Source organism: Agrobacterium sp. 22-226-1, from assembly GCF_053522345.1.
On record NZ_JBNWCP010000018.1, the window covers coordinates 33,575 to 51,901 of the forward strand.

20 protein-coding genes are annotated in these 18,327 nt (G+C 60.0%); 9 read left to right on the plus strand and 11 right to left on the minus strand.

Going from position 1 to position 18,327, the window contains the following annotated elements; translation table 11 throughout:
- Nucleotides 1–304: 304 nt before the first annotated feature.
- On the plus strand, nucleotides 305–793 hold the full coding sequence (locus ACQZ5K_RS23150; RefSeq protein WP_448741550.1) for a hypothetical protein: 489 nt from the start codon (nucleotides 305–307) through the stop codon (nucleotides 791–793).
- Between the two features lie 44 nt (nucleotides 794–837).
- Here ACQZ5K_RS23150 and ACQZ5K_RS23155 read toward each other — a convergent pair whose 3' ends face one another.
- Entirely contained in the window at nucleotides 838–1,743 is a 906-nt protein-coding gene (locus tag ACQZ5K_RS23155; protein WP_448741551.1) for a LysR substrate-binding domain-containing protein, read from the minus strand.
- A gap of 140 nt (nucleotides 1,744–1,883) precedes the next feature.
- Here ACQZ5K_RS23155 and ACQZ5K_RS23160 point away from each other — a divergent pair, with 140 nt between their 5' ends.
- From ACQZ5K_RS23160 to ACQZ5K_RS23190, 7 genes are all read left to right on the plus strand, one after another.
- Nucleotides 1,884–2,729, plus strand: a complete 846-nt coding sequence (locus tag ACQZ5K_RS23160) for a transporter substrate-binding domain-containing protein (RefSeq protein WP_448741552.1) — start codon at nucleotides 1,884–1,886, stop codon at nucleotides 2,727–2,729.
- An 81-nt stretch (nucleotides 2,730–2,810) separates the two neighbouring features.
- The gene (locus ACQZ5K_RS23165) at nucleotides 2,811–3,575 is read left to right on the plus strand and encodes an amino acid ABC transporter permease (protein WP_448741553.1); all 765 of its coding nucleotides are present in this window, start codon (nucleotides 2,811–2,813) and stop codon (nucleotides 3,573–3,575) included.
- Nucleotides 3,575–4,459 carry an amino acid ABC transporter permease gene (locus ACQZ5K_RS23170; protein ID WP_448741554.1) on the plus strand — a complete coding sequence of 295 codons (885 nt, stop codon included), beginning with the start codon at nucleotides 3,575–3,577 and terminating at the stop codon, nucleotides 4,457–4,459. The genes ACQZ5K_RS23165 and ACQZ5K_RS23170 overlap by 1 nt, the downstream gene beginning before the upstream one ends.
- 11 nt (nucleotides 4,460–4,470) lie before the next feature.
- Nucleotides 4,471–5,229, plus strand: a complete 759-nt coding sequence (locus tag ACQZ5K_RS23175) for an amino acid ABC transporter ATP-binding protein (protein WP_448741555.1) — start codon at nucleotides 4,471–4,473, stop codon at nucleotides 5,227–5,229.
- 12 nt (nucleotides 5,230–5,241) lie between these two features.
- The gene (dgcA, locus tag ACQZ5K_RS23180) at nucleotides 5,242–6,258 is read left to right on the plus strand and encodes an N-acetyl-D-Glu racemase DgcA (protein WP_448741556.1); all 1,017 of its coding nucleotides are present in this window, start codon (nucleotides 5,242–5,244) and stop codon (nucleotides 6,256–6,258) included.
- 4 nt (nucleotides 6,259–6,262) lie between these two features.
- A complete protein-coding gene (locus tag ACQZ5K_RS23185) occupies nucleotides 6,263–7,117 on the plus strand; it encodes a D-amino-acid transaminase (protein ID WP_448741557.1) in 855 nt (284 codons plus the stop codon).
- 63 nt (nucleotides 7,118–7,180) lie between these two features.
- Nucleotides 7,181–8,431, plus strand: a complete 1,251-nt coding sequence (locus ACQZ5K_RS23190; protein ID WP_448741558.1) for a D-amino acid dehydrogenase — start codon at nucleotides 7,181–7,183, stop codon at nucleotides 8,429–8,431.
- An 84-nt stretch (nucleotides 8,432–8,515) separates the two neighbouring features.
- Here the strand turns inward: ACQZ5K_RS23190 and ACQZ5K_RS23195 are convergent, their stop codons facing one another.
- The 4 genes from ACQZ5K_RS23195 to ACQZ5K_RS23210 form a co-directional block, all read right to left on the minus strand.
- Complete coding sequence (locus ACQZ5K_RS23195; protein ID WP_448741559.1) at nucleotides 8,516–8,863, minus strand: antibiotic biosynthesis monooxygenase family protein; 348 nt, start codon at nucleotides 8,861–8,863, stop codon at nucleotides 8,516–8,518.
- 144 nt (nucleotides 8,864–9,007) lie between these two features.
- Nucleotides 9,008–9,805 carry a cupin-like domain-containing protein gene (locus ACQZ5K_RS23200; RefSeq protein ID WP_448741560.1) on the minus strand — a complete coding sequence of 266 codons (798 nt, stop codon included), beginning with the start codon at nucleotides 9,803–9,805 and terminating at the stop codon, nucleotides 9,008–9,010.
- 2 nt (nucleotides 9,806–9,807) lie between these two features.
- Entirely contained in the window at nucleotides 9,808–11,208 is a 1,401-nt protein-coding gene (locus ACQZ5K_RS23205; RefSeq protein WP_448741561.1) for an FAD-dependent oxidoreductase, read from the minus strand.
- A 41-nt stretch (nucleotides 11,209–11,249) separates the two neighbouring features.
- A complete protein-coding gene (locus ACQZ5K_RS23210; protein ID WP_448741562.1) occupies nucleotides 11,250–12,044 on the minus strand; it encodes a hypothetical protein in 795 nt (264 codons plus the stop codon).
- Nucleotides 12,045–12,260: 216 nt separating this feature from the next.
- On the opposite strand from ACQZ5K_RS23210, the gene ACQZ5K_RS23215 reads away from it, so the two are divergent.
- Nucleotides 12,261–12,701: a hypothetical protein gene (locus ACQZ5K_RS23215; protein WP_448741563.1), complete on the plus strand. Its 441-nt coding sequence runs from the start codon at nucleotides 12,261–12,263 to the stop codon at nucleotides 12,699–12,701.
- Here ACQZ5K_RS23215 and ACQZ5K_RS23220 read toward each other — a convergent pair.
- From ACQZ5K_RS23220 to ACQZ5K_RS23245, 6 genes are all read right to left on the minus strand, one after another.
- Entirely contained in the window at nucleotides 12,685–13,101 is a 417-nt protein-coding gene (locus ACQZ5K_RS23220) for a hypothetical protein (protein WP_448741564.1), read from the minus strand. The two genes, ACQZ5K_RS23215 and ACQZ5K_RS23220, sit on opposite strands and share 17 nt — an antisense overlap.
- A gap of 85 nt (nucleotides 13,102–13,186) precedes the next feature.
- Nucleotides 13,187–13,558, minus strand: a complete 372-nt coding sequence (locus ACQZ5K_RS23225) for a DUF7079 family protein (protein ID WP_448741565.1) — start codon at nucleotides 13,556–13,558, stop codon at nucleotides 13,187–13,189.
- Nucleotides 13,555–14,574, minus strand: coding sequence for an adenosine deaminase (gene add, locus ACQZ5K_RS23230; RefSeq protein ID WP_448741566.1), 1,020 nt, complete (start codon nucleotides 14,572–14,574; stop codon nucleotides 13,555–13,557). The genes ACQZ5K_RS23225 and add overlap by 4 nt, the downstream gene beginning before the upstream one ends.
- 826 nt (nucleotides 14,575–15,400) lie before the next feature.
- Complete coding sequence (locus ACQZ5K_RS23235) at nucleotides 15,401–16,123, minus strand: 4-hydroxythreonine-4-phosphate dehydrogenase (protein ID WP_448741567.1); 723 nt, start codon at nucleotides 16,121–16,123, stop codon at nucleotides 15,401–15,403.
- Complete coding sequence (gene pdxA / locus ACQZ5K_RS23240) at nucleotides 16,120–17,133, minus strand: 4-hydroxythreonine-4-phosphate dehydrogenase PdxA (RefSeq protein WP_448741568.1); 1,014 nt, start codon at nucleotides 17,131–17,133, stop codon at nucleotides 16,120–16,122. The genes ACQZ5K_RS23235 and pdxA overlap by 4 nt, the downstream gene beginning before the upstream one ends.
- Nucleotides 17,133–18,302: a four-carbon acid sugar kinase family protein gene (locus tag ACQZ5K_RS23245; protein WP_448741569.1), complete on the minus strand. Its 1,170-nt coding sequence runs from the start codon at nucleotides 18,300–18,302 to the stop codon at nucleotides 17,133–17,135. The genes pdxA and ACQZ5K_RS23245 overlap by 1 nt, the downstream gene beginning before the upstream one ends.
- Nucleotides 18,303–18,327 lie beyond the last annotated feature (25 nt).

The window sequence follows — 18,327 nt, forward strand, 5'->3', positions numbered from 1 at the left end:
CCGGCCCTGCTACCTCCTCGGCCCGCGTTATAGCCAAAGCTTCGGTGAAACCGATAATGACGCCTGCAGTTCTTATTGCAACGGAAGGCGAGGCGAGTGCGGTTCCGGTGAAGGCTAAGCGTGCGCGCCGAAAGAAGCCGGAGTAAGAAAAAATCGGAGCCGTTAAAGCGGCCGCCGAAATAAAAAACCAGAATTGGTTGTGTGTATTCTATTTTAGACGGCAACGCTGGATTGACTTGACGGCAGCACACTGGCGCACTTCGGGTCAGCCGTGACTCAACGGCGGATTGTCTTGGAGCAAGCCATGCCTGTCGTCGATTCCCGCATTCTCATCTTATGCAAAACCTATCCTTCGCCCAGTGGTAAGTATGCGGAAACGACCTGCGTGGCGGGTATGGACGAGAACGGGAACCTTGTTCGCTTGTTCCCTGTGCCGTTTCGTCTGATCGCTGAAGAGCAGCAGTTCAAGAAGTGGCAGTGGATCAAGGCAAAGGTCGAGAAGGCCAAGAAAGATCATCGACCCGAAAGTTTCACGATCAAGACAGACACCATTGAGGGCGGGTCGGTGGTCGAACCCGGAAGGAACTGGGGCGAGCGCCGCCGCTTGCTGTCTCCAGTTAAGCTCTTCATGAATTTCGACGACATAGAGGCTGCGCGCCAAGGGAAACGCGTATCGCTAGCTCTGTTGAAACCAAAGAGGATCATTGGGTTGGATATCGAGCCAGTTTCCAATCCGCTTTGGACGGAAGATGATCTGGGGTCGTTTGCAGGAAGGGGCGAAATCCTACGTTAATGTTCGGTCACGCTGCGGGGCCGGGAACCAACTTTGCCTGGCTGTCAAAGTTCGCGGAGATTTGACCAGAACCGTTCGAGCGCCGCCGAGCCGATGCCCTGCCTACGGATAGCGAGTACATTCAGGCTGACCTGGGTCGGCTGCCGGTCGACGACAGCGAGATCCTTTTGTTTAATTTCACGGTCGGCAGCGCTTTCCGGCAGCCAGCCCACGCCCTTTCCAGAGATGATCATGCGCTTGACGGCCTCCGACATCGAGTTTTCGTAAGTCACCCGAAAACTCAGCCCGGTTTTCTGCATGTCGAGCACGAGCTGGCTCTGCACTTTTCCGAGAAAGCAGTCTGAGGAATAGGCGACCAAAGGTAGGTCCCTGTTTGTGGGCCAAGTGGCCGGATCGATGACCGGCTTTCCTTGACGGTCCGCTTTGCTCACCAGATAGAACGGGTCGATCCTGATGACTTTCGAGGCGAACTGGCCTGTCTGCAGGACAGGCGGGCCAAGTTCGTGGGAATAGCAGAAGGCGATGTCGCAGCGGCCGAGCGCCAGCGATTCCACGCAATCGTAGAAGTCCGTCGCATGCATGCGGGTGATGAAGGGGCCGGTGCGTTTCTCCATTGTCGTCAGCAGGTCGGGAAAGATGCTGAGCGCGATCGTGTGGAGCGCGCTGAAGGTCACCGCCTCGATGCCGGCGCGCGCCTGCTGCCGGCATTCGTCACGGACGCGGTAGATTTCGCGCATCAGTTCGCGGCTTGATTCCAGAAACGTTTCGCCGGCGCCTGTCAGCTTGACCGGGTAGGAACTGCGGTCGATGAGCTCCGTGCCGATCCAGTTCTCCAATGCCCGGATCCGGCGGCTGAAGGCCGGCTGGGTGACATGGCGGGCAGCCGCCGCGGTCGAAAAGTTTCGCACCGCGGCCAGTTCCATGAAGTCTTCCAGCCAATTGAGTTCCATCGTTCATCCTCATGCAAATTTTGCATAACCTATCGGAAAACGGCATTTGCCACAACGGAGCTGACCTGCGAGCTTGCCCTCAAGGACGGGAAACGTCGTCCGCAACTGACTTTCCAGAAGAACAAGAGGGTGAACAAAGCATGAGAACGATTGCAAATCTTTTGACGACTGCCGCTGTGATCTGCTCCACGGCGGTTGGAGGTCTGGCGCCGGCCTATGCCGCCTGCACGAACGACACATGGAGCAAGATCAAGGAGCGTGGCAAGATCGTCGTGGGCGTCAAGTCCGATGCGAAGCCCTGGGGCTTCATCGACACCGACGGGAAGTTGGTTGGTATGGAAGCGGATATGGCCAAGGAGGTTGCCGACACGATCGGCGTCGAACTCGAACTCGTCGGCGTCCAGTCCTCCAACCGCATGCAGTTCCTTGAACAAGGCAAGATCGACCTGATGATCGCGACAATGAGCGATCGTAAGGACCGTCGGGACATCGTGGGTGTCGTGCTGCCCAACTATTACACCTCCGGCACCAATATCATGGCGCCTAAGGCGCTCGGCATCAAGGAATGGTCGCAGCTGAAGGACAAGCCGGTCTGCGGCTTGCAGGGCTCGTTCCATAACAAGGCGATCGAGGAGCATTACGGCGCCAAAATCATCGCCTTCGACAACAATGCGGCCGCCAAGCAGGCTCTGCGCGACAAGAAGTGCATGGCCTGGGTGTTCGACGATTCCTCGATCGCCGCCGATCTCGCTTCCGGCGAATATGCCGATTACGAAATGCCTCTCAAGACGGAAAACGACAATCCCTGGGCTCTCGCCGTACCGCTCGGCGAGCGCGAATGCGTCTTCGGCCGCTTCATGTCCGGCATGGAATTCAACTGGCTCCAGTCGGGCCACCTGAGTGAACTCGAGAAGAAGTGGGGCATCCAGGAAAGCGCTTTCCTGAAGGCGCAGCAGGAACGCTTCAAGGACTGGTTGGCCAAGTAGCCGCCAACCAGTCCTGTCGCCACCGGTCGTCGTTTCCGTGACGGCCGGCGGTCTTCCTCGTGCCTTGCGGATCGAACCACCATGATCGAGACCATCCAGAGCTTCTTTCGGGAGCTCGCGCAGACCCATCCGAAATGGAATTTCATCTTCTTCTACGAGCCGTCCCAATGGGCGCGCGTGGTGAGCGGCCTTGCCGTGACGATCGAGCTCTCGGTTGCCTGCGTCGCGCTCAGCCTCGTCATCGGCATCGTCGGCGCGTGGGCTCAAGGCGCGCGCTCGCCCTTCCTGCGCTGGCTGACCCAAGGCTACATCCAGCTCTTTCGCAACACACCGCCGATGATCCAGCTCTTGTTCTTCTATTTCGCCCTCGGGCAATTCACGCCTACGGTTACCGGTCCGGACGGCTGGACCGAAGAACCTGTCATTTCGAATATCGGATGGGCGATGGTCTCGCTGTCCTTCTTCGCCGGCGCCTTCAATGTCGAAATCTTCCGGGCCGGCATCGAAGCCATCCCGCAGACGACGAAAGAAGCGTGCGAGGCGCTCGGCATGAACAGGCTGCAGACCTATGCCTATGTCGTTCTGCCGCTTGCTCTTCGCGTCAGCCTGCCCGCGCTCAACAACAATCTCGTCAATCTGGTCAAGACGACGACACAGGCGATCGCGATCGCCGTGCCGGAACTGCTCTACCAGATGGTTTCGATCTGGAACGATTACGCCTCGGCGCAGAATGCGGCGATGACGGTGCTGTTCGTCACCTACATCCTGCTCGTCGGAGCGCTCGCCTTCGCGATGAACCGCTGGGAGCGTGCCCTCTACATCCCCGGCTTCGGTGGAGGTCGATAATGTCCGAGATCGTCAAGTTTCCGCCTCGTGAGCGCCGATCCGATTTACCGGTTCTTTTGCCGCTGAAGGTGGCGGCGCCCGATGCGCTGGGCTTCTGCCGCTGGTTGGCCTCGATGCCGGGTTGGACGCTTCCTGCCTTGACCGCCGTCCTCGTGTTTTGGCCAGTCTACGCGATGGCGCAGTCGACCTTTACGACTGAGCGCGTGCTCTCGACCCTTGTGAAATGGATGCCGCTCCTCGTCACGAAGGGTTTCGTCCTCAACATCCTCATCAGTTTCCTGACGATGGTGTTCGGCACCATCGCCGGCATCTTTCTCGGATTGGGACGCGTGTCGCACAACCGCGTCGTGCGTCTCTTCTCCTGGCTTACAGTTCAGCTTTTCCGTAACTCGCCCTGGCTGGTGCTGCTCTTCGTCGTCATGCTCTCGCTGCCTTTCGAACTGCGCATCGCCGGCGCCGTCATTCCGGTGCCGGATTGGATGAAGGCGGTGTTCGGACTCAGCCTACCGGTCATGGCGAATATCGCCGAGATCGTGCGCGGCGCCATCCGCTCGGTCCCGAGCGGCCAGTGGGAAGCGGCTGAATCGCTAGCCTTCAGCCGCACCCAGACGCTTTGGCAGATCATCCTGCCGCAATGTTTCAAACGCATGATCCCTCCGTGGATGAACTGGTACGCCATCATGACCATGGCGACGCCGTTGGTCTCCTTGCTCGGCGTGACCGAAATCATCACGCTCACGCGCCAGGCCATGGAAGCGGAGGGCAACCATCCGTCGCTCTTGGTTCCCTTCTACGGCTTCGCGCTGATCATCTTCTTTGCTTATTGCTACCCCATCGCCCGCCTGACGATGTCGCTTGAAAAGCGCTTCGCGGTGAAACTCTGAAGGAGCCGCCCATGAACGACAATTCTCCCTGGACGGCCGACCAGCCGATCGTGTCGATCAAGAATGTGCGCAAGTCCTATGGCGAGTTCGAAGTGCTGAAGGGCATTTCGCTCGACATCATGAAGGGTGACGTTGTTTGCATCATCGGTCCGTCGGGATCGGGCAAGTCGACGCTGATCCGCTGCATCAATGCGCTTGCTGATATTCAGGACGGCTCGATCAGGGTCGAGGGCCAGGAGGTCCATGATCTGAGGCTCGATAAGCTGGCGCTGCGTCGCAAGGTTGGCATGGTCTTCCAGCAATACAATCTCTTTCCGCACAAGACGGCGCTGCAGAACGTGATGATGGCACCCATCAAGGTGCTGGGCCAGCCGAAGCAGGAGGTGGAAACCCGCGCCCGGGCGCTCCTGAAGAAGGTGCGGCTGGAGGGCAAGGAAAACGCCTATCCCGGCGAATTGTCCGGAGGCCAGCAGCAGCGTGTGGCGATCGCCCGGTCGCTTGCCATGCAGCCCGACGTCATGCTGTTCGACGAAGTGACGGCCGCGCTCGACCCCGAGACGGTGAAGGAAGTGCTCGTCACGATCAAGGAACTCGCCGCGGACGGCATGACCTGCATTCTTGTGACTCATGAGATGGGTTTCGCGCGCGAGGTGGCCGACCACATCTATTTCACCGACCGCGGCGTGATCGTCGAGCACGGCCCCCCTTCGACCTTCTTCGACAATGCGCAGGATCCGCGAACGAAGGCTTTCCTCGGACAAATCCTTTGAGGCTTGAAGGTGATGATCGAGACATCCAATCCGCACTTGCCGGACGTCGGTTTTGCACTGTGCGTCACCGAAAACCGTTTCCCCGTCGCCGGTGCTTTCGCCTTGGCGCGTGGAGCGCGGACCGAAATCCGCGTCGTCACCGTTGAACTCCGCGATGGCGGGGTTTGCGGACGCGGTGAATCCAGACCCAGCGGACGCGATGGCGAAACCGTCGAGGATGTGATCCGCGTGATCCGGTCGATCGAGCCGGACTTGCGGAATGGGCTTGACCGGACTGCACTGCAACTGCGTCTGCCAGCCGGTGCGGCGCGCAATGCGCTCGATTGCGCGTTCTGGGACCTCGAGGCGAAGAAAAGCGGCGTTTCGGCATGGCAATTGGCCGGGCTTGCGCGGCCTTTACGATTGAGCACCGCCTACACGCTGTCCCTTGCCTCGCCGGATGTCCTGCGAAAAGCTGCGGCGAGAAATGCCCATCGCCCGCTCATAAAGGTACAACTTGGCTCGGAAGCCGATTTGGCGCGTATTGAGGCCGTGCGTGCCGGAGCCCCGCACTCTACATTGATCGCCGACGCCAATGGAAGCTGGACCCTCGAACGATATCTCAGTCTCGCGCCGGAATTCGTGCGGCTCGGAGTCGTCATGGTGGAACAGCCTCTGCCTGCCAATGCCGATGCCGGCCTGGCGCAGATCGAGCGCCCACTCCCGGTCTGCGCGGACGAAGGATGCCGTGACCGGCGTTCCTTGGAGGGACTCGCCGGCAAGTATGATGTCGTCAACATAAAGCTCGACAAGGCTGGTGGCCTCACCGAGGCACTGGAGCTCAAGCGAGAGGCTGTTGCGGCCGGCTTCGACATCATGGTTGGCTGCACGCTCGGCACGTCGCTCGCCATGGCGCCTGCCTTTCTGCTCGCCCAAGACGCCAGATATGTCGATCTCGATGGCCCGCTGCTGCTCGCCAAAGACCGGGACACACCAATTCACTTCGAAGGCTCGCTGATGGAGCCGCCACCTGCATCTCTCTGGGGTTGATCTTATGCGCCAAGTTTATGTCAATGGAGACTATCTGCCTGAAACCGAAGCCCGCGTTTCCGTCTTCGATCGCGGCTTCCTGTTTGCCGATGGCGTCTATGAGGTGACGCTCGTGCTCGACGGCAAGCTCGTGGATTTCGCGGGGCACATGCGCCGCCTGCGCCGGTCGCTCGGTGAGCTGGGCATGGCCTTCGCTTTGACGGATGAAGATCTGCTCGAAATTCATCGCCAGTTGATCCATCGGAATGACATCGAGGAAGGCCTGGTTTACCTGCAGGTGACGCGTGGTGCCGCCGATCGCGACTTTCTCTTTCCCGCCGAAGAGACACCGAACACCGTGGTGCTCTTCACGCAGAAGAAATCGCTTGTCGACAGCCCGCTGGCGGAGCGCGGCCAGCATGTCGTGACTGTCGAGGACTTGCGGTGGCGGCGCTGCGACATCAAGACCGTGCAGCTCCTCTATCCCTCGATGGCCAAGATGGAGGCCAAGTCACGGGGCGCCGACGATGCGTGGCTGGTCAAGGACGGCTATGTGACGGAAGGCTCGTCGAACAATGCCTATATCGTCACGCCGGAAGGAACGGTTGTAACCAGGGACCTGTCGACCGACATCCTCCACGGGATAACGCGCGAGGCCGTTCTGCAGTGCGCGGAGGATCTTCAACTGAGGATCGAAGAACGTCCTTTCACCGTGGCGGAGGCCGAGAATGCGGCTGAGGCTTTCTCAACCTCGGCCTCCGGCTTGGTCAGCCCGGTCGTCATGATCAACGGCCACGAGGTTGGCCCCGGAAGGCCTGGGCCGATCGCGGCCCGGCTTAGACAGATCTACATCGAGCGCAGCCGGGCGTCGGCAGTGTAATTTAGCAGCACCGGTCACGCGCCGACAGCCTTTGCGCCTGGTATTTTGAGTATCGAGGGAAATATGAAAGTCATCGTTCTCGGCGCCGGCGTGATCGGCGTGACGACAGCGTATCAACTGGCCAGAGCAGGTCACGAGGTCATCGTCATCGACCGGCAGCCGGGGCCGGCGCTGGAAACCAGCTTCGCAAATGCGGGGGAGATATCCTTCGGCTATTGTTCGCCTTGGGCGGCGCCGGGCATTCCGGTGAAGGCCGTCAAATGGATGCTCATGAAGCACGCACCGCTCATCCTTCGGCCGAAGGTCGACGGCGCCATGATCTCGTGGATGTTCAGGATGCTGCGGAACTGCACCTCCGAGCATTACGCGATCAACAAAAGCCGGATGCTGAAGCTTGCCGATTATAGTCGCATAGCGCTGGCCACGGTGAGGGAGGAAACCGCCATCAGCTATGACGGGCGCATGCGTGGCACCTTGCAACTCTTCCGGACCGGCCAGCAACTGGAGGCTTCAGCCAAGGATGTAGAGGCACTGGCGGCTGATGGAATTCCCTACGAGGTGCTTGATCCCGAAGGCTGCATTCGGGTGGAGCCGGCGCTCGAACATGTGCGCGAAAAAATCGCCGGCGGACTTCTGACGCCGAAGGACGAAACGGGCGATTGTTTCAAGTTCACCTCCGCGCTTGCCGAAAAGGCGGTGGGACTGGGTGTCCGGTTTCTGTATGGAACCACCGTCGAGAGGCTCGTTGTCGATGGCGAACAGGTGCGGCGGGTACTGACGAGGCAAGGACCGATCCAATGCGAAGCCGTGGTTGTCGCGCTTGGCAGTTTCTCGCCACTTCTCCTGCAACAGGTCGGCATCCGCCTTCCAGTCTACCCGGTGAAGGGCTACTCTCTGACGATTCCGATCATCGATGGCAGCCGGGCGCCGGAATCGACCGTGATGGACGAGACCTACAAGATCGCGATCACGCGCCTTGGAGACCGCATCCGTGTCGGCGGAATGGCCGAGATTTCCGGCTATACGAACGACCTCGGTCTCGCCCGGCGCCGGACGCTCGAGCATTCCGTGACGGATCTGTTTCCCGGCGGAGACGTGGCGAAGGCATCCTTCTGGTCGGGCCTCAGGCCCATGACCCCGGACGGGACGCCTGTGATCGGCGCGACGAAGATCGGTGGGCTTTTCCTCAATACCGGTCACGGTACCCTGGGCTGGACGATGAGTTGCGGTTCGGCCCGTGTCATCAGTGATCTCGTCAGCGGACGGAAACCCGATATCGACGCGACCGATCTCGCGATCAGCCGCTACGCATAACGGCGTGGCGACCCCAACAATTGTGTTTCGGGAGCGACGTGCCAGCGATGGCAAATCCGCTCCAGGAGTGACGGTTCATGGACGTCAACAGTCCTGAACCGTAGCAAAATTGTAAGCTCGCTCAACTTTTGCCACTCTTACTTCAAAATGCGAATACCACTGGCTGCGGCCACGGATCCTGGCGTCGGTGTGCTCGGAATGGTTTCGCCAAGCCCGGATGTTCTCTTCCGTATCGAAGTAGGCTACGGTTATTCCGAAACCGTCAGCGCCACGCACGCTTTCGGCTCCGAGGAAGCCGGGCATCGTTGCGACCAGCTCTTCCATACGCTCGGCGGTCTCAGCATATCCATTGTCACCTTCGGTGCGTTGCGAAGAGAAGATCACGGCATAATAAGGCGGCTCTGGAAGTTTGGTAAACTTGGACGATGACATCAGGGCATACTTTCGGGGCAACGGTAGAGTCTGGAACCCCACTTATAAGAGGCTCATCGCCTTGTAAACGCCCAGCTTCTCGGGGCGAAATCGAGTGGCGTCACCTTCTCTGCAACAGGCAGTCAAGTTCCCCAAAACGCCTGATCATCGGGAACGAGTGCAACAGGTACAGTTCCCCTTGGCGTACAGGCCGGCTTGGTGCGCGCCATGGCGGAGGCTGCTCCATAGCCATTTGCCGAGTACTTCGGCCTGGGGGCCGAAAAATCCGCCGAGGAACACGCTCGCGCTGAGGTTCTCGACCTGGTGCCACCATCCTCTCGGCACATAGAGGCAATCCCCAGCCTCCAGATCGATGACGAGAACGCGAAAGCCATAGTCAGAGGCCAGTTCCACCAGTTCCGCGATCTCGATGCTCGCCAGCTTTGCCCAGCGATCATATTTGGCAGACAGCTTTCCGGCAGATTCGACGCTGCCAGGCGGTGCCAGATAAAAGCGTTTCCGCCCTTCCGCCAGCCAGGAGAGATTGTCGAGATAGTCGTAATGCAGGCCGGTTTTCGCTCCTGGCGGCCCGATCCAGGCTCCATGCGAGCGGATGGTTTTTTCCGGGAATAAGTCAAAATAGGGCAGATCGCTTGCCAGATCGGGGAAAGTCTTGAGAAGGTCGAATTCCTTCAGATAACGCGGCTCTTGGTCGGCGGAACCCGCCTTCTGGAGGTGCGTCAGGTATTCCCGCAAGGTCGATGCTTCAAAGCGCGTCTGGTTCTTCTCGCGATTTCCCCGAACGAGCTGAACCGGAATCTCGGTATTGCGCTCGACAAGCGCGGAGAGGGTCCATTTTTCTGCCGATTTCCAATCTTTGCCCGCTCCTTTGAGAAGGTAGGGAATGGAGGAGAGGACTTTTTCGGCCGGAACGGCGTCCATCGAGGCAACGGTCAGATGCATTGTTATACTTCCGGGGCAAGCATGGGATGATTATGTGTTGCGGCCATCGCTGGCAGCGGCCGGGGAAGCGGCGCCGGCAATCCAAGCAACTGCGCCTTTAGTACGGCTCCCACGAGGAGAGGATGAAACAGTTCTAGCGGTGAGCCGACAAGGTGATAGAGGCGGTCGAGAATACGCTGGGCGCGCAGATCGCCATGCGCCGAGAGCCGGTCGATCTGTGTGCCCCAGGAATCGAAGAACATCTGCATCCATTTCCGCTCTCCGGTCGTCGTATAGCGCAAATCCTCGCCCGTCGCGATTTCCCAGGAGAGTTCAGCCATGCGTCCCAGCCGGCGCATCACGTCGTGCTCGGCACCCAGGATCTGTCCGGACCGCAATCGGTCGCGCAGCAGCAGCGCCTGGCAGGCGGCGATTGTCATGCCCTGACCATAAACGGGGTTGAAGGCGCAGAAACCGTCGCCGATCGACAGCAGACCCGTCGGCCAATCCGGCATACGATCGAAATGATGGCGCACATTGTGCGTTCGTCGATGGATGACGACATCACTGAGCGGTTTCGCCGACCGAGCGAAATCGGCGAGAGCGGGATCGCGCAGCCGCTCCAGAAAAGGCAGGAAGCTTTCGGTTTCGCGCGGCGGACAGTACGCGCCGGCACCGATTGCGCCGATTATCCAGCGGCCGCCTTCGACGGGAAGCGCAACCCCTCCCATGGGTGTGGTTGGCGATGGCAACAATACTATGCCGGCCGCCGGCGCCAGATGATTCGCCGGCGCCTCGAAGAGGCGGCTGGCATAGCCGAAGCCGGCATCAACAGTCGTTGCCTCAACTTCACCAAATCCGGCTTCCGCGAGCCAGACGGGCAGGCGTGAGCCGCGCCCGGTCGCATCGATGATAAGCGAAGAGGAAACCCCAGTGCCATCCGCGAACCGCGCGGTCCAAGCTTGCCCGGAAGGGCGTTCAAGCCCGATAACCTGCAATCCGCCCAGCAAATGGACACCCGGTAGGGCGGCTACTCGCCTACGCACAAGCTGCTCGATCGCGGGGCGGGTCGCCGAAACAAGTTCGAAAGCCGGCGTGCCGAACGGTGCCCAGCCATGCGCGCCGAGCCATGCGAGGTTGCCTGTATCGAGCGGCACGCCCCCTGCGGCCACGAGTTCGGTCCTGAAACCCGGCAGCAAGGTCTCGATGGCGCAGAGGCCGCGATAGAGAAGCACATGCGGCTGATGGCCCTGGGGTACGCCCTTGCGCGGCAGGCCTGAATCCTCAAGACTGTCGCGCTCGATGACAAGAACGCGTTTCCCGGCTTGGCTGACTGCCGCTGCGGCGAGAAGACCGGACATGCTGGCACCGATCACAAGGACATCCGCTTTCAAGGAGGCCGCGTTCGTACCATCTGGTGTCATGCACATTTCACTCCAGTTACGATGGATGCTGCACGCTGGTCTTAGGCCGTGCGCAATGCGAGATTGCCCATGCGCCTCAGCCAGCTGAGGGGCACGCGTGTCCACAACGGCGAGGCGAACGAGAGCGGAATGTCACCGCACAGGATGGCGGCATGGTCGAGGGATGCCTCGTGCGGAAAATATTCCGCCCTCCAACCTTCGATCCGGCGGAAGCCTTTCTTGTAGTAGTAGCGAAGCTGCGGATCGCGTGGCAGCCCGTCACGCTTGCTCCCGACATAATCGTCAATCGGTGCTCCCGGGTTGGCGCGGCGCCAGGATGCAAGGCCCGGCATGGGCGAACCGAGATAAATTTGGCGCCACCCTTGCTTGAGAGCGTAGGGCCAGAAAAAGGTGAAAATCTCGCGCACAGCGGGCGCACTACTGCTGCTCAAGCTGATCCCGAACAACGACCGGACGCCTGCTCCGGTCGGGCCGAACACTGTGGTACAGTCCGCCCAAGTCCGCGCCGCTCTGATTTCCGCGGCGGTGATCGGCTTCAGAAAGAGGGACGCCAACGCCTCTCCCGTTTCGATCGAGAAAGCCCCGATGGAGAGATCGGGATAGTGGGCGATCCGGCGTTCCAGATCGGCCCGCGTAGCGGCTTGGACATCCGTCCACTTGGTTGCTTCAAGAGCGAGTAGGGCGTCGACGTCGGATCGACGCAGAAAACGCGCCTCGAGGTTGAGCCTCGATTTCGGAGAATTCCGTTCCGCCCTAGAATTCCCGTTACCGGAGGCCCCGAGTTGGATGAATTCGGGGTTGATCGCAACAGCGGGTGTAACACGATGAATATTCACTACAAAACTCTTTTGCGCGACGGCTAATCGCGGAGGTCATAGCCGCGGCGGATGAAGCTTATGTGACAGTGAGAGCGGGGAAGCGTTGGTTTCCGGCCTTTCAACGCCAAGGCGATCTGGCGGCTCCAACAACCTGGTCATACGCCGCGCGCTTTTGCCAACTTTTGGGGTTTGACAGTACTTTGCCGATCAGCCTGTTACAGCTAAGCTGTTGAAATGAAGTTCGGGGAATTGAAATCCATCGGTCACAACATCGCAGACTCGCTCGCCAGCGGGATCGGATTGATGATCGGCGTTTACGACATGGACGTGTTTGCGGAAGCAGCACAAAGTACCGAGGGTTACATCTCGGTCGATTTCATTGCGGGGACATCCTCGGGCGTTCAACCCTCAGCCTCACTGGCCAAGGCCATCTCTCTTTATGCACAAGCCTTGGATGAACTCTGCCAACGGCACGGGGTCAGCGCTGGTGCGTTCCGTGAACTGACTGCCCGCTACTCCCGGGACGTGCACGGTAGCCGCTTCGTTGTCACGGTCGCAGACCGAAATGGACGCCGTTCGACGGATGAATATCTTGGCACGCCAGGCATACGCGTCATGGAATGCGATAAGCTAGGTCGAATTCGTCCCAAGCGGCGCCCTATGGCCTTGCAGTGAGAGCATCCAGGCGGTCGGCGATACTTTTGTCGTCGAAATTCGTTACCGGAGAAGGTTCAGGAGGTACGAAATCCAATGTGATCTCGCCCTTGAGCCCAAGACCGCCATAGGGCCCACATTTCAAGATTGCCCTGACCGCCGCTTTCGCAAACGCTTCGTTGATCCGGCCCTTTCCCTTGCGAATGATCTTGGGCTTGTTCTTAACAGAGCTATCCGGTTCCAGTGTCACAGCAATTACAGTCTTTGCCGTAGCACCGGGCGGCGGGCTGAAACAGGACGCGACTTTCACTCTCAGCCTGTCGACCGCCGTAGCATTCTGTTGCTGCGCCATCACCTGCCCGTGTGCGATCGACAGCGTTCCCACTGTGATTGCCAAAATGCGCCAGAACTGCCTGCTCATTACAACTCCGTACTCTGGAAAACGAGAAAGATTGCAACCGCCTTGCGCAACCCTTAGGCGCGCTCTGTAGATTCCGGAATAGACATCATCCGTGTTCGAGGAGCTGCTCGATCTTCTCCCACTCCTGCTCCACGTAGCGTCGATGCGTCAACCGCTTCAGCCATGAGATAAGGCGAATAGGTCGCCGCGACAGCGATTGAAGCATTATGGTTTGGACATCGTTCTTGCTCCAACCGGCCCATTCTCCTGCAACGGACCAGAGATTTGATGCAAATGCCGGGGCCACCTCGTCCTCCAAGATGGATCGGAGCTCCGCAAGGGAATATCCGGAGATCTCGAGCGCCTCGGCGATCCGACGATAGTCGCTTGCCTCCAATTCGGTGTCGAGGAACAGGTTCGACATCGCGTGCCAAACCGGCAACCTTCTCTGCACATCAGCGATGCCAACTTGCGTCAAAGGCCAGATGATCCCTGCCAGGTTGCAAGGCGCGTAAGCAGGCCGGTTTTGATGCTCTCCGGCGCAAAGCTCGCTTCGATCGATGTGCGCGCCACGTCGCGAATGACGGTGTCGTTCCAGGAGAAAGCGCTGGCGACACGGGCGTATTCGAGAGGCAGATTGGTGCTCATCAGGCTCGGATCGTCCGTGTTGATAGAAACCCGGACACCGGCCTGGACAAGCCGATCGATCGGGTGTTCTGCAAGAGAAGGGAAGACCTTCAAGTTGACGTTCGATGTGGGGCAGACGCCGATCGGAACCTGTTTCTCGACAAGCAGGTCAACGGTCGCGTCGTCGGTGATCGCGCGAACACCGTGGTCGATCCGGTCCGCACCCAGCAGGAGGATCGCATCCCTGACCCCTTCGGGACCGCTGGACTCGCCGGCGTGGACGGTTCGCTTGAGGCCTGCCTTGCCAGCTTTCTCGAAAGCTGCGGCGAAACGTTCTCCGGTCCGGCCGGCGGCAGCCTCATTGCCGTCGATCGAAAGAGCGACGACGCGCGGGTGATTCATCGCTACCAGGAGATCGACCAGTTCGTCTGCCTCTCTGGCTGTCTGCGTTCGCAACAGGCTCATGCAAAGGCCGACCGGCGGCAGGCCTTCGGCCTCCGCGGCGGCGAAGCCGCCATCAAGCGCCGCCACCATGTCCGGAATCCGATGCCGCCAGTGCTTCCAATGCGTCGGGTTCACGATCAGGTCGGCATAGCCGGTTCCGTCGGCTGCCAAGCGGCGGCAGAAGTCGTGCGCCAATTCAGTCAGTCTTTGTGGGGAATCGGCCAGGCCGCAGGCCCAATCCAGAAAATGCAGAAAATCGGCGAGCCCTTGAAACTCGAACAGCCGATCGGCAGGACGAGGGAGCGGTACTCCTGCTTCACCAGCCCATCGAACGAGGGTTTCGATATTAAAGCACCCTTCAAGATGCACGTGGATTTCTGCTTTCGGCAGTGCGCGGAAGAGTTCCGGATTGATCGTTGACACGGGTTTTCCCTAAACTATGAAGATCGCGTTCACCGCCTGTCTATGGCAGTCAATTCGGAAATGTTGACCTGACGGGCTCCAGCTATGCATTGTTATGCTCAGACAACACATAGGTGTTCACACGCAAGGATGTGCGCTTATCCAAAATCGCCTGTCTTCAGGCGGTAGGCGGCGAAGCTCAAAAAAGCAACCAACACAATGCCGAAGATCACGAGCTGACGGATAATCCGCATGCGCTTTTCTTGTGGAGACAAGGCTGTTCCTCCTAAAACGGAAAAATCAGTGATTAGAGATCGATAGGCGCGGGCAAATAGATGAGTCAAGCGACATCGAGGTCCCTTCACGGCGGCGCAAGGACGACTGGGCGAGCCGCCGCACATCCGCACCTTTGGCGCCGGCAGAATGCAATTTCGTCCGAGGGCGGGCCACATCGGTGCGCAACCCTGCTATATCGCCGCATTCGGCGACATCCCACCTCGGTCTTGCTTGGTTTTGTCGTTACCAGGTTCTATTTGGTGACGATGTCCTGGCCAAGACTGCCGGCGTGGCCCCATCGCTCGCGGCATGAGCGTTCACCTTGGGGGCGAGCAGCTCCAGTGCGGGCTTGTTCGCTTCAACATCGGTCGAGTGGCTCTGGACATCGGCAAGATCCGGCGCAGCGACTGATTGCGAGTTTGCTTCGCGGGCCATCGCTGCCCCGCACAAGCAGGAAACTGACAAAAGTGAGAGTAGAAGCGAGCGCATTCATTTATCCTTCAGTTGGTCAGGCCCGCCTCACGGGCGAGGCGTCCCGAGTTTTGCGACAATAGTATTCTTGCTGTAACCGCTACCCGGCCAAGCCTTTCCGTTCTTGGCAAGATCGGGCGGAGTCGCCCCTCCGGCAACAATCCGAAATTGCCTCAAGTTGAGAATGGAGCGTCGCGTCGGCGGCCGGGAACCGGCCGTCCAGTGCCGATGTGCCGACCGTGAATCCTGCAGCACCGCTCCTGCGAATGTCTTCGATCTGTTCCGGATGATCGACCGATCCTGCGACGATCACGGGCTTGGCCACGGACCGACAGACAGCATCCATCAGCGGCGCTACATTGATCGCCGAACGGTAGGCGAGAAGGTCGAGACCGGCGACGCCGGGATAGCTGGCGAGCTTGACGGCGCTCCCCACAATTTCTGCCTGCGATCCCTCGAGAATGCTCGGGTGGCCGACGATGCGGCCCGGAAACGGGTAGTAGCGGATCGCCGAACCTTCGAGCAACGGCAGCGCGTCTTCGGCATGGGTGCCGCCGAGGAGATAATCGACACCCAGTTCGACCGCGGCCTTCACTGAGCGGATTTCGCTCTCCCTATCGAGCGACACGACTTCGAGATAGGTGCTGGCGCCGCCTTCCCGGATCAACTCGGCGAGTTCATGAAGGGCTGCGAAGGGCAGGCCGACGTCCTTGAAACCGATATGGCGGATACCGGCTTGAAGCGCCGTTTCCACATGCGCGGGCGCTTCCGGCACGGTGCGATCATTGCGCGTCAGCATGAAAATAAAGTCGAATGGTCTCATGGCAAATCGCCTTTCAAATGCGGGAGTCGGACCTCAAGACGTTCGGCATAGTCGAAGGCTGTTTCCAGGCTGGAAGGGTCGGCAATTCCGCGCCCTGCAATGTCGAAGGCGGTGCCATGATCCGGACTGGTGCGGATGAAGGGAAGACCAAGCGTTATGTTCACGCCCTTGTCGAGACCGAGATATTTGACGGGAATCAGCCCCTGATCGTGATACTGGGCGACCACGATGTCGAAAACGCGTTTGCGCGCCTGCATGAACACCGTGTCGCCGGGCCACGGACCGGAAACGTCGATACCCTCGGCGCGCGCCGCCTCGATCGCCGGACGGATGATGCGGATTTCCTCGTCTCCGAAGAGACCGCCTTCGCCGGCATGCGGGTTGAGGCCGGCAACGGCTATACGCGGCCGTGCGATCCCAAGAGAACGTGCACCCCTGTATGCCAGCCGGATAGCATCCATCTGCGCAGCAAAATCCGCCCTTCGGATCGCCTCGGCCAGCGAACAATGGATCGTGACGAGCACGGTCAGGATCTCCTCATTCGCCAGCATCATGGCAACTTTGGCTGAACCGCCATGATCGGCAAGAATTTCCGTATGTCCCGGATAATGCAGGCCGGCAGCCGCGAGCGCCTCCTTGTGGATCGGCGCGGTGACGATCTTCCCGACCAGGCCGTAGCGCGCGAGTCGGATCGCAATGATGATCGCGTCGAAGGCCGCTTGCCCGCTCGCAGCCGAGACTTGGCCGATTGGCGGCAGAGAGGGAAGCTGCGAGGAGGTGAGCACGTCGAGAATACCGTCCTCGAACAGAGCGTCCTCGATCGAGACAACCGGTCGAATCTTTATGCCCGCACCGAGAGCGTTGACGGCATGCTCCATGACCAGCGGATCGCCCACGACGATCCAGTGCCGCTTCTGCGGGCGCCGGAGATACATCTTAGCGATGATTTCCGGCCCAACGCCGGACGGATCGCCCATGGTTACGGCAATGGGGGCCATGCTCGACGACATCAGTAGACCTTTCCAGAGATTCGCTCGCCCGACAGAGCCTGGGCGGCGCGGAGAAGGGTGTCTGGTGAACCGAAACCCCCAGCCTTCATTGCGATGACGAGCGGAGAACCATGCGCTCGCGTCGTGCGGCCAACAGGGAAGCCGGGCTCCATTTCGCCGACCAGCGTGAAGCCGGTGATGCCGAGCCGGTCCAGGATCGCAGCCATCGTCTCGCCGCCTGTGGCGATCACCGAATCGTACCGATCCTGCATGACGCTTGCGGAGGCTTCCCCTGCAAGCGCGGTCAGTAATGTAGCGGGGTCCGTTCGGCGGGCGCTTGGTGCGCGCAGGCAGACGATACGAGCATCGGCGGGTGCGTCCGCCATTCGCTCAATCACTGGAATGCCTTGGTCCTGCATTGTACCGCATTGCGCATGTGTCACGGGATTGGCGCTGCCCGCGACGATGAGCGTGCGACGGACCTTGATATCCTGCATTGTGTCACGTGTGGCAGCGACTGGTACGAGTGCGGCGAGCGCGATGGCAAGACCGGGGGAACCGACCCAGAGAATATCGCCGGGATCGGGGAACCGGGCCGCCTGCCGGTTCAGCGTTTCCTGGCTGTCGGCATCGAGGATTAGGGCGTCAGCCTCGTCGATCGTCCCTGCCTCCTGGTCTTTTGCCACGACGACGACCCGGCTGAGCGAGGATTCGATCAGTTCGGCTATTGTCGAAGTGCGCGCCGGATGGACGGGATCGCGGCCATAGTCGCTTTGGCTGACCGGGATGCCATGGATCGTCTGGAGGCCGCCATCCGTCAATCGCCCCGCTTCCGGAAAGGCTGGAGCAATGACCAGCCTTCTGCGGCCGCTCGCCCGAAATGCCGCGGCGATCTCTTCGCGCACGTGACCGCGCAAAGTGGAATCGATCGTCTTGAACAATATGGACCGGTTCCTGAGCGCCGCAATCGCGGTTGCAGTTGTTAGAGCGGCCCCGGCTGCGGCCAAGGTGCGGCTGTTCGCGTCAATGGCAACAACGGCTTGATCGGGAACGGCTGCGGATGATCGCAAGATGAGCGGCGCTCCGGCCTTTCCGAGAAAGGCCACTGCGCCGTCGGCGGCGCTGGTGAGGTCGTCGGCGACAATGCCGACGGAAATTGGGCTGATGGAAATAGGTGATGTTTCCTGCATGCCGGTGATCATAGCAGAACGATGT

Coding starts and splice junctions, on each gene's coding strand:
- ACQZ5K_RS23150 (WP_448741550.1), top strand. CDS start 305: ATGCCTGTCGTCGATTCCCGCATTCTCATCTTATGCAAAACCTATCCT.
- ACQZ5K_RS23155 (WP_448741551.1), bottom strand. CDS start 1,743: ATGGAACTCAATTGGCTGGAAGACTTCATGGAACTGGCCGCGGTGCGA.
- ACQZ5K_RS23160 (WP_448741552.1), top strand. CDS start 1,884: ATGAGAACGATTGCAAATCTTTTGACGACTGCCGCTGTGATCTGCTCC.
- ACQZ5K_RS23165 (WP_448741553.1), top strand. CDS start 2,811: ATGATCGAGACCATCCAGAGCTTCTTTCGGGAGCTCGCGCAGACCCAT.
- ACQZ5K_RS23170 (WP_448741554.1), top strand. CDS start 3,575: ATGTCCGAGATCGTCAAGTTTCCGCCTCGTGAGCGCCGATCCGATTTA.
- ACQZ5K_RS23175 (WP_448741555.1), top strand. CDS start 4,471: ATGAACGACAATTCTCCCTGGACGGCCGACCAGCCGATCGTGTCGATC.
- dgcA (WP_448741556.1), top strand. CDS start 5,242: ATGATCGAGACATCCAATCCGCACTTGCCGGACGTCGGTTTTGCACTG.
- ACQZ5K_RS23185 (WP_448741557.1), top strand. CDS start 6,263: ATGCGCCAAGTTTATGTCAATGGAGACTATCTGCCTGAAACCGAAGCC.
- ACQZ5K_RS23190 (WP_448741558.1), top strand. CDS start 7,181: ATGAAAGTCATCGTTCTCGGCGCCGGCGTGATCGGCGTGACGACAGCG.
- ACQZ5K_RS23195 (WP_448741559.1), bottom strand. CDS start 8,863: ATGTCATCGTCCAAGTTTACCAAACTTCCAGAGCCGCCTTATTATGCC.
- ACQZ5K_RS23200 (WP_448741560.1), bottom strand. CDS start 9,805: ATGCATCTGACCGTTGCCTCGATGGACGCCGTTCCGGCCGAAAAAGTC.
- ACQZ5K_RS23205 (WP_448741561.1), bottom strand. CDS start 11,208: ATGACACCAGATGGTACGAACGCGGCCTCCTTGAAAGCGGATGTCCTT.
- ACQZ5K_RS23215 (WP_448741563.1), top strand. CDS start 12,261: ATGAAGTTCGGGGAATTGAAATCCATCGGTCACAACATCGCAGACTCG.
- ACQZ5K_RS23220 (WP_448741564.1), bottom strand. CDS start 13,101: ATGAGCAGGCAGTTCTGGCGCATTTTGGCAATCACAGTGGGAACGCTG.
- ACQZ5K_RS23235 (WP_448741567.1), bottom strand. CDS start 16,123: ATGAGACCATTCGACTTTATTTTCATGCTGACGCGCAATGATCGCACC.
- pdxA (WP_448741568.1), bottom strand. CDS start 17,133: ATGTCGTCGAGCATGGCCCCCATTGCCGTAACCATGGGCGATCCGTCC.
- ACQZ5K_RS23245 (WP_448741569.1), bottom strand. CDS start 18,302: ATGCAGGAAACATCACCTATTTCCATCAGCCCAATTTCCGTCGGCATT.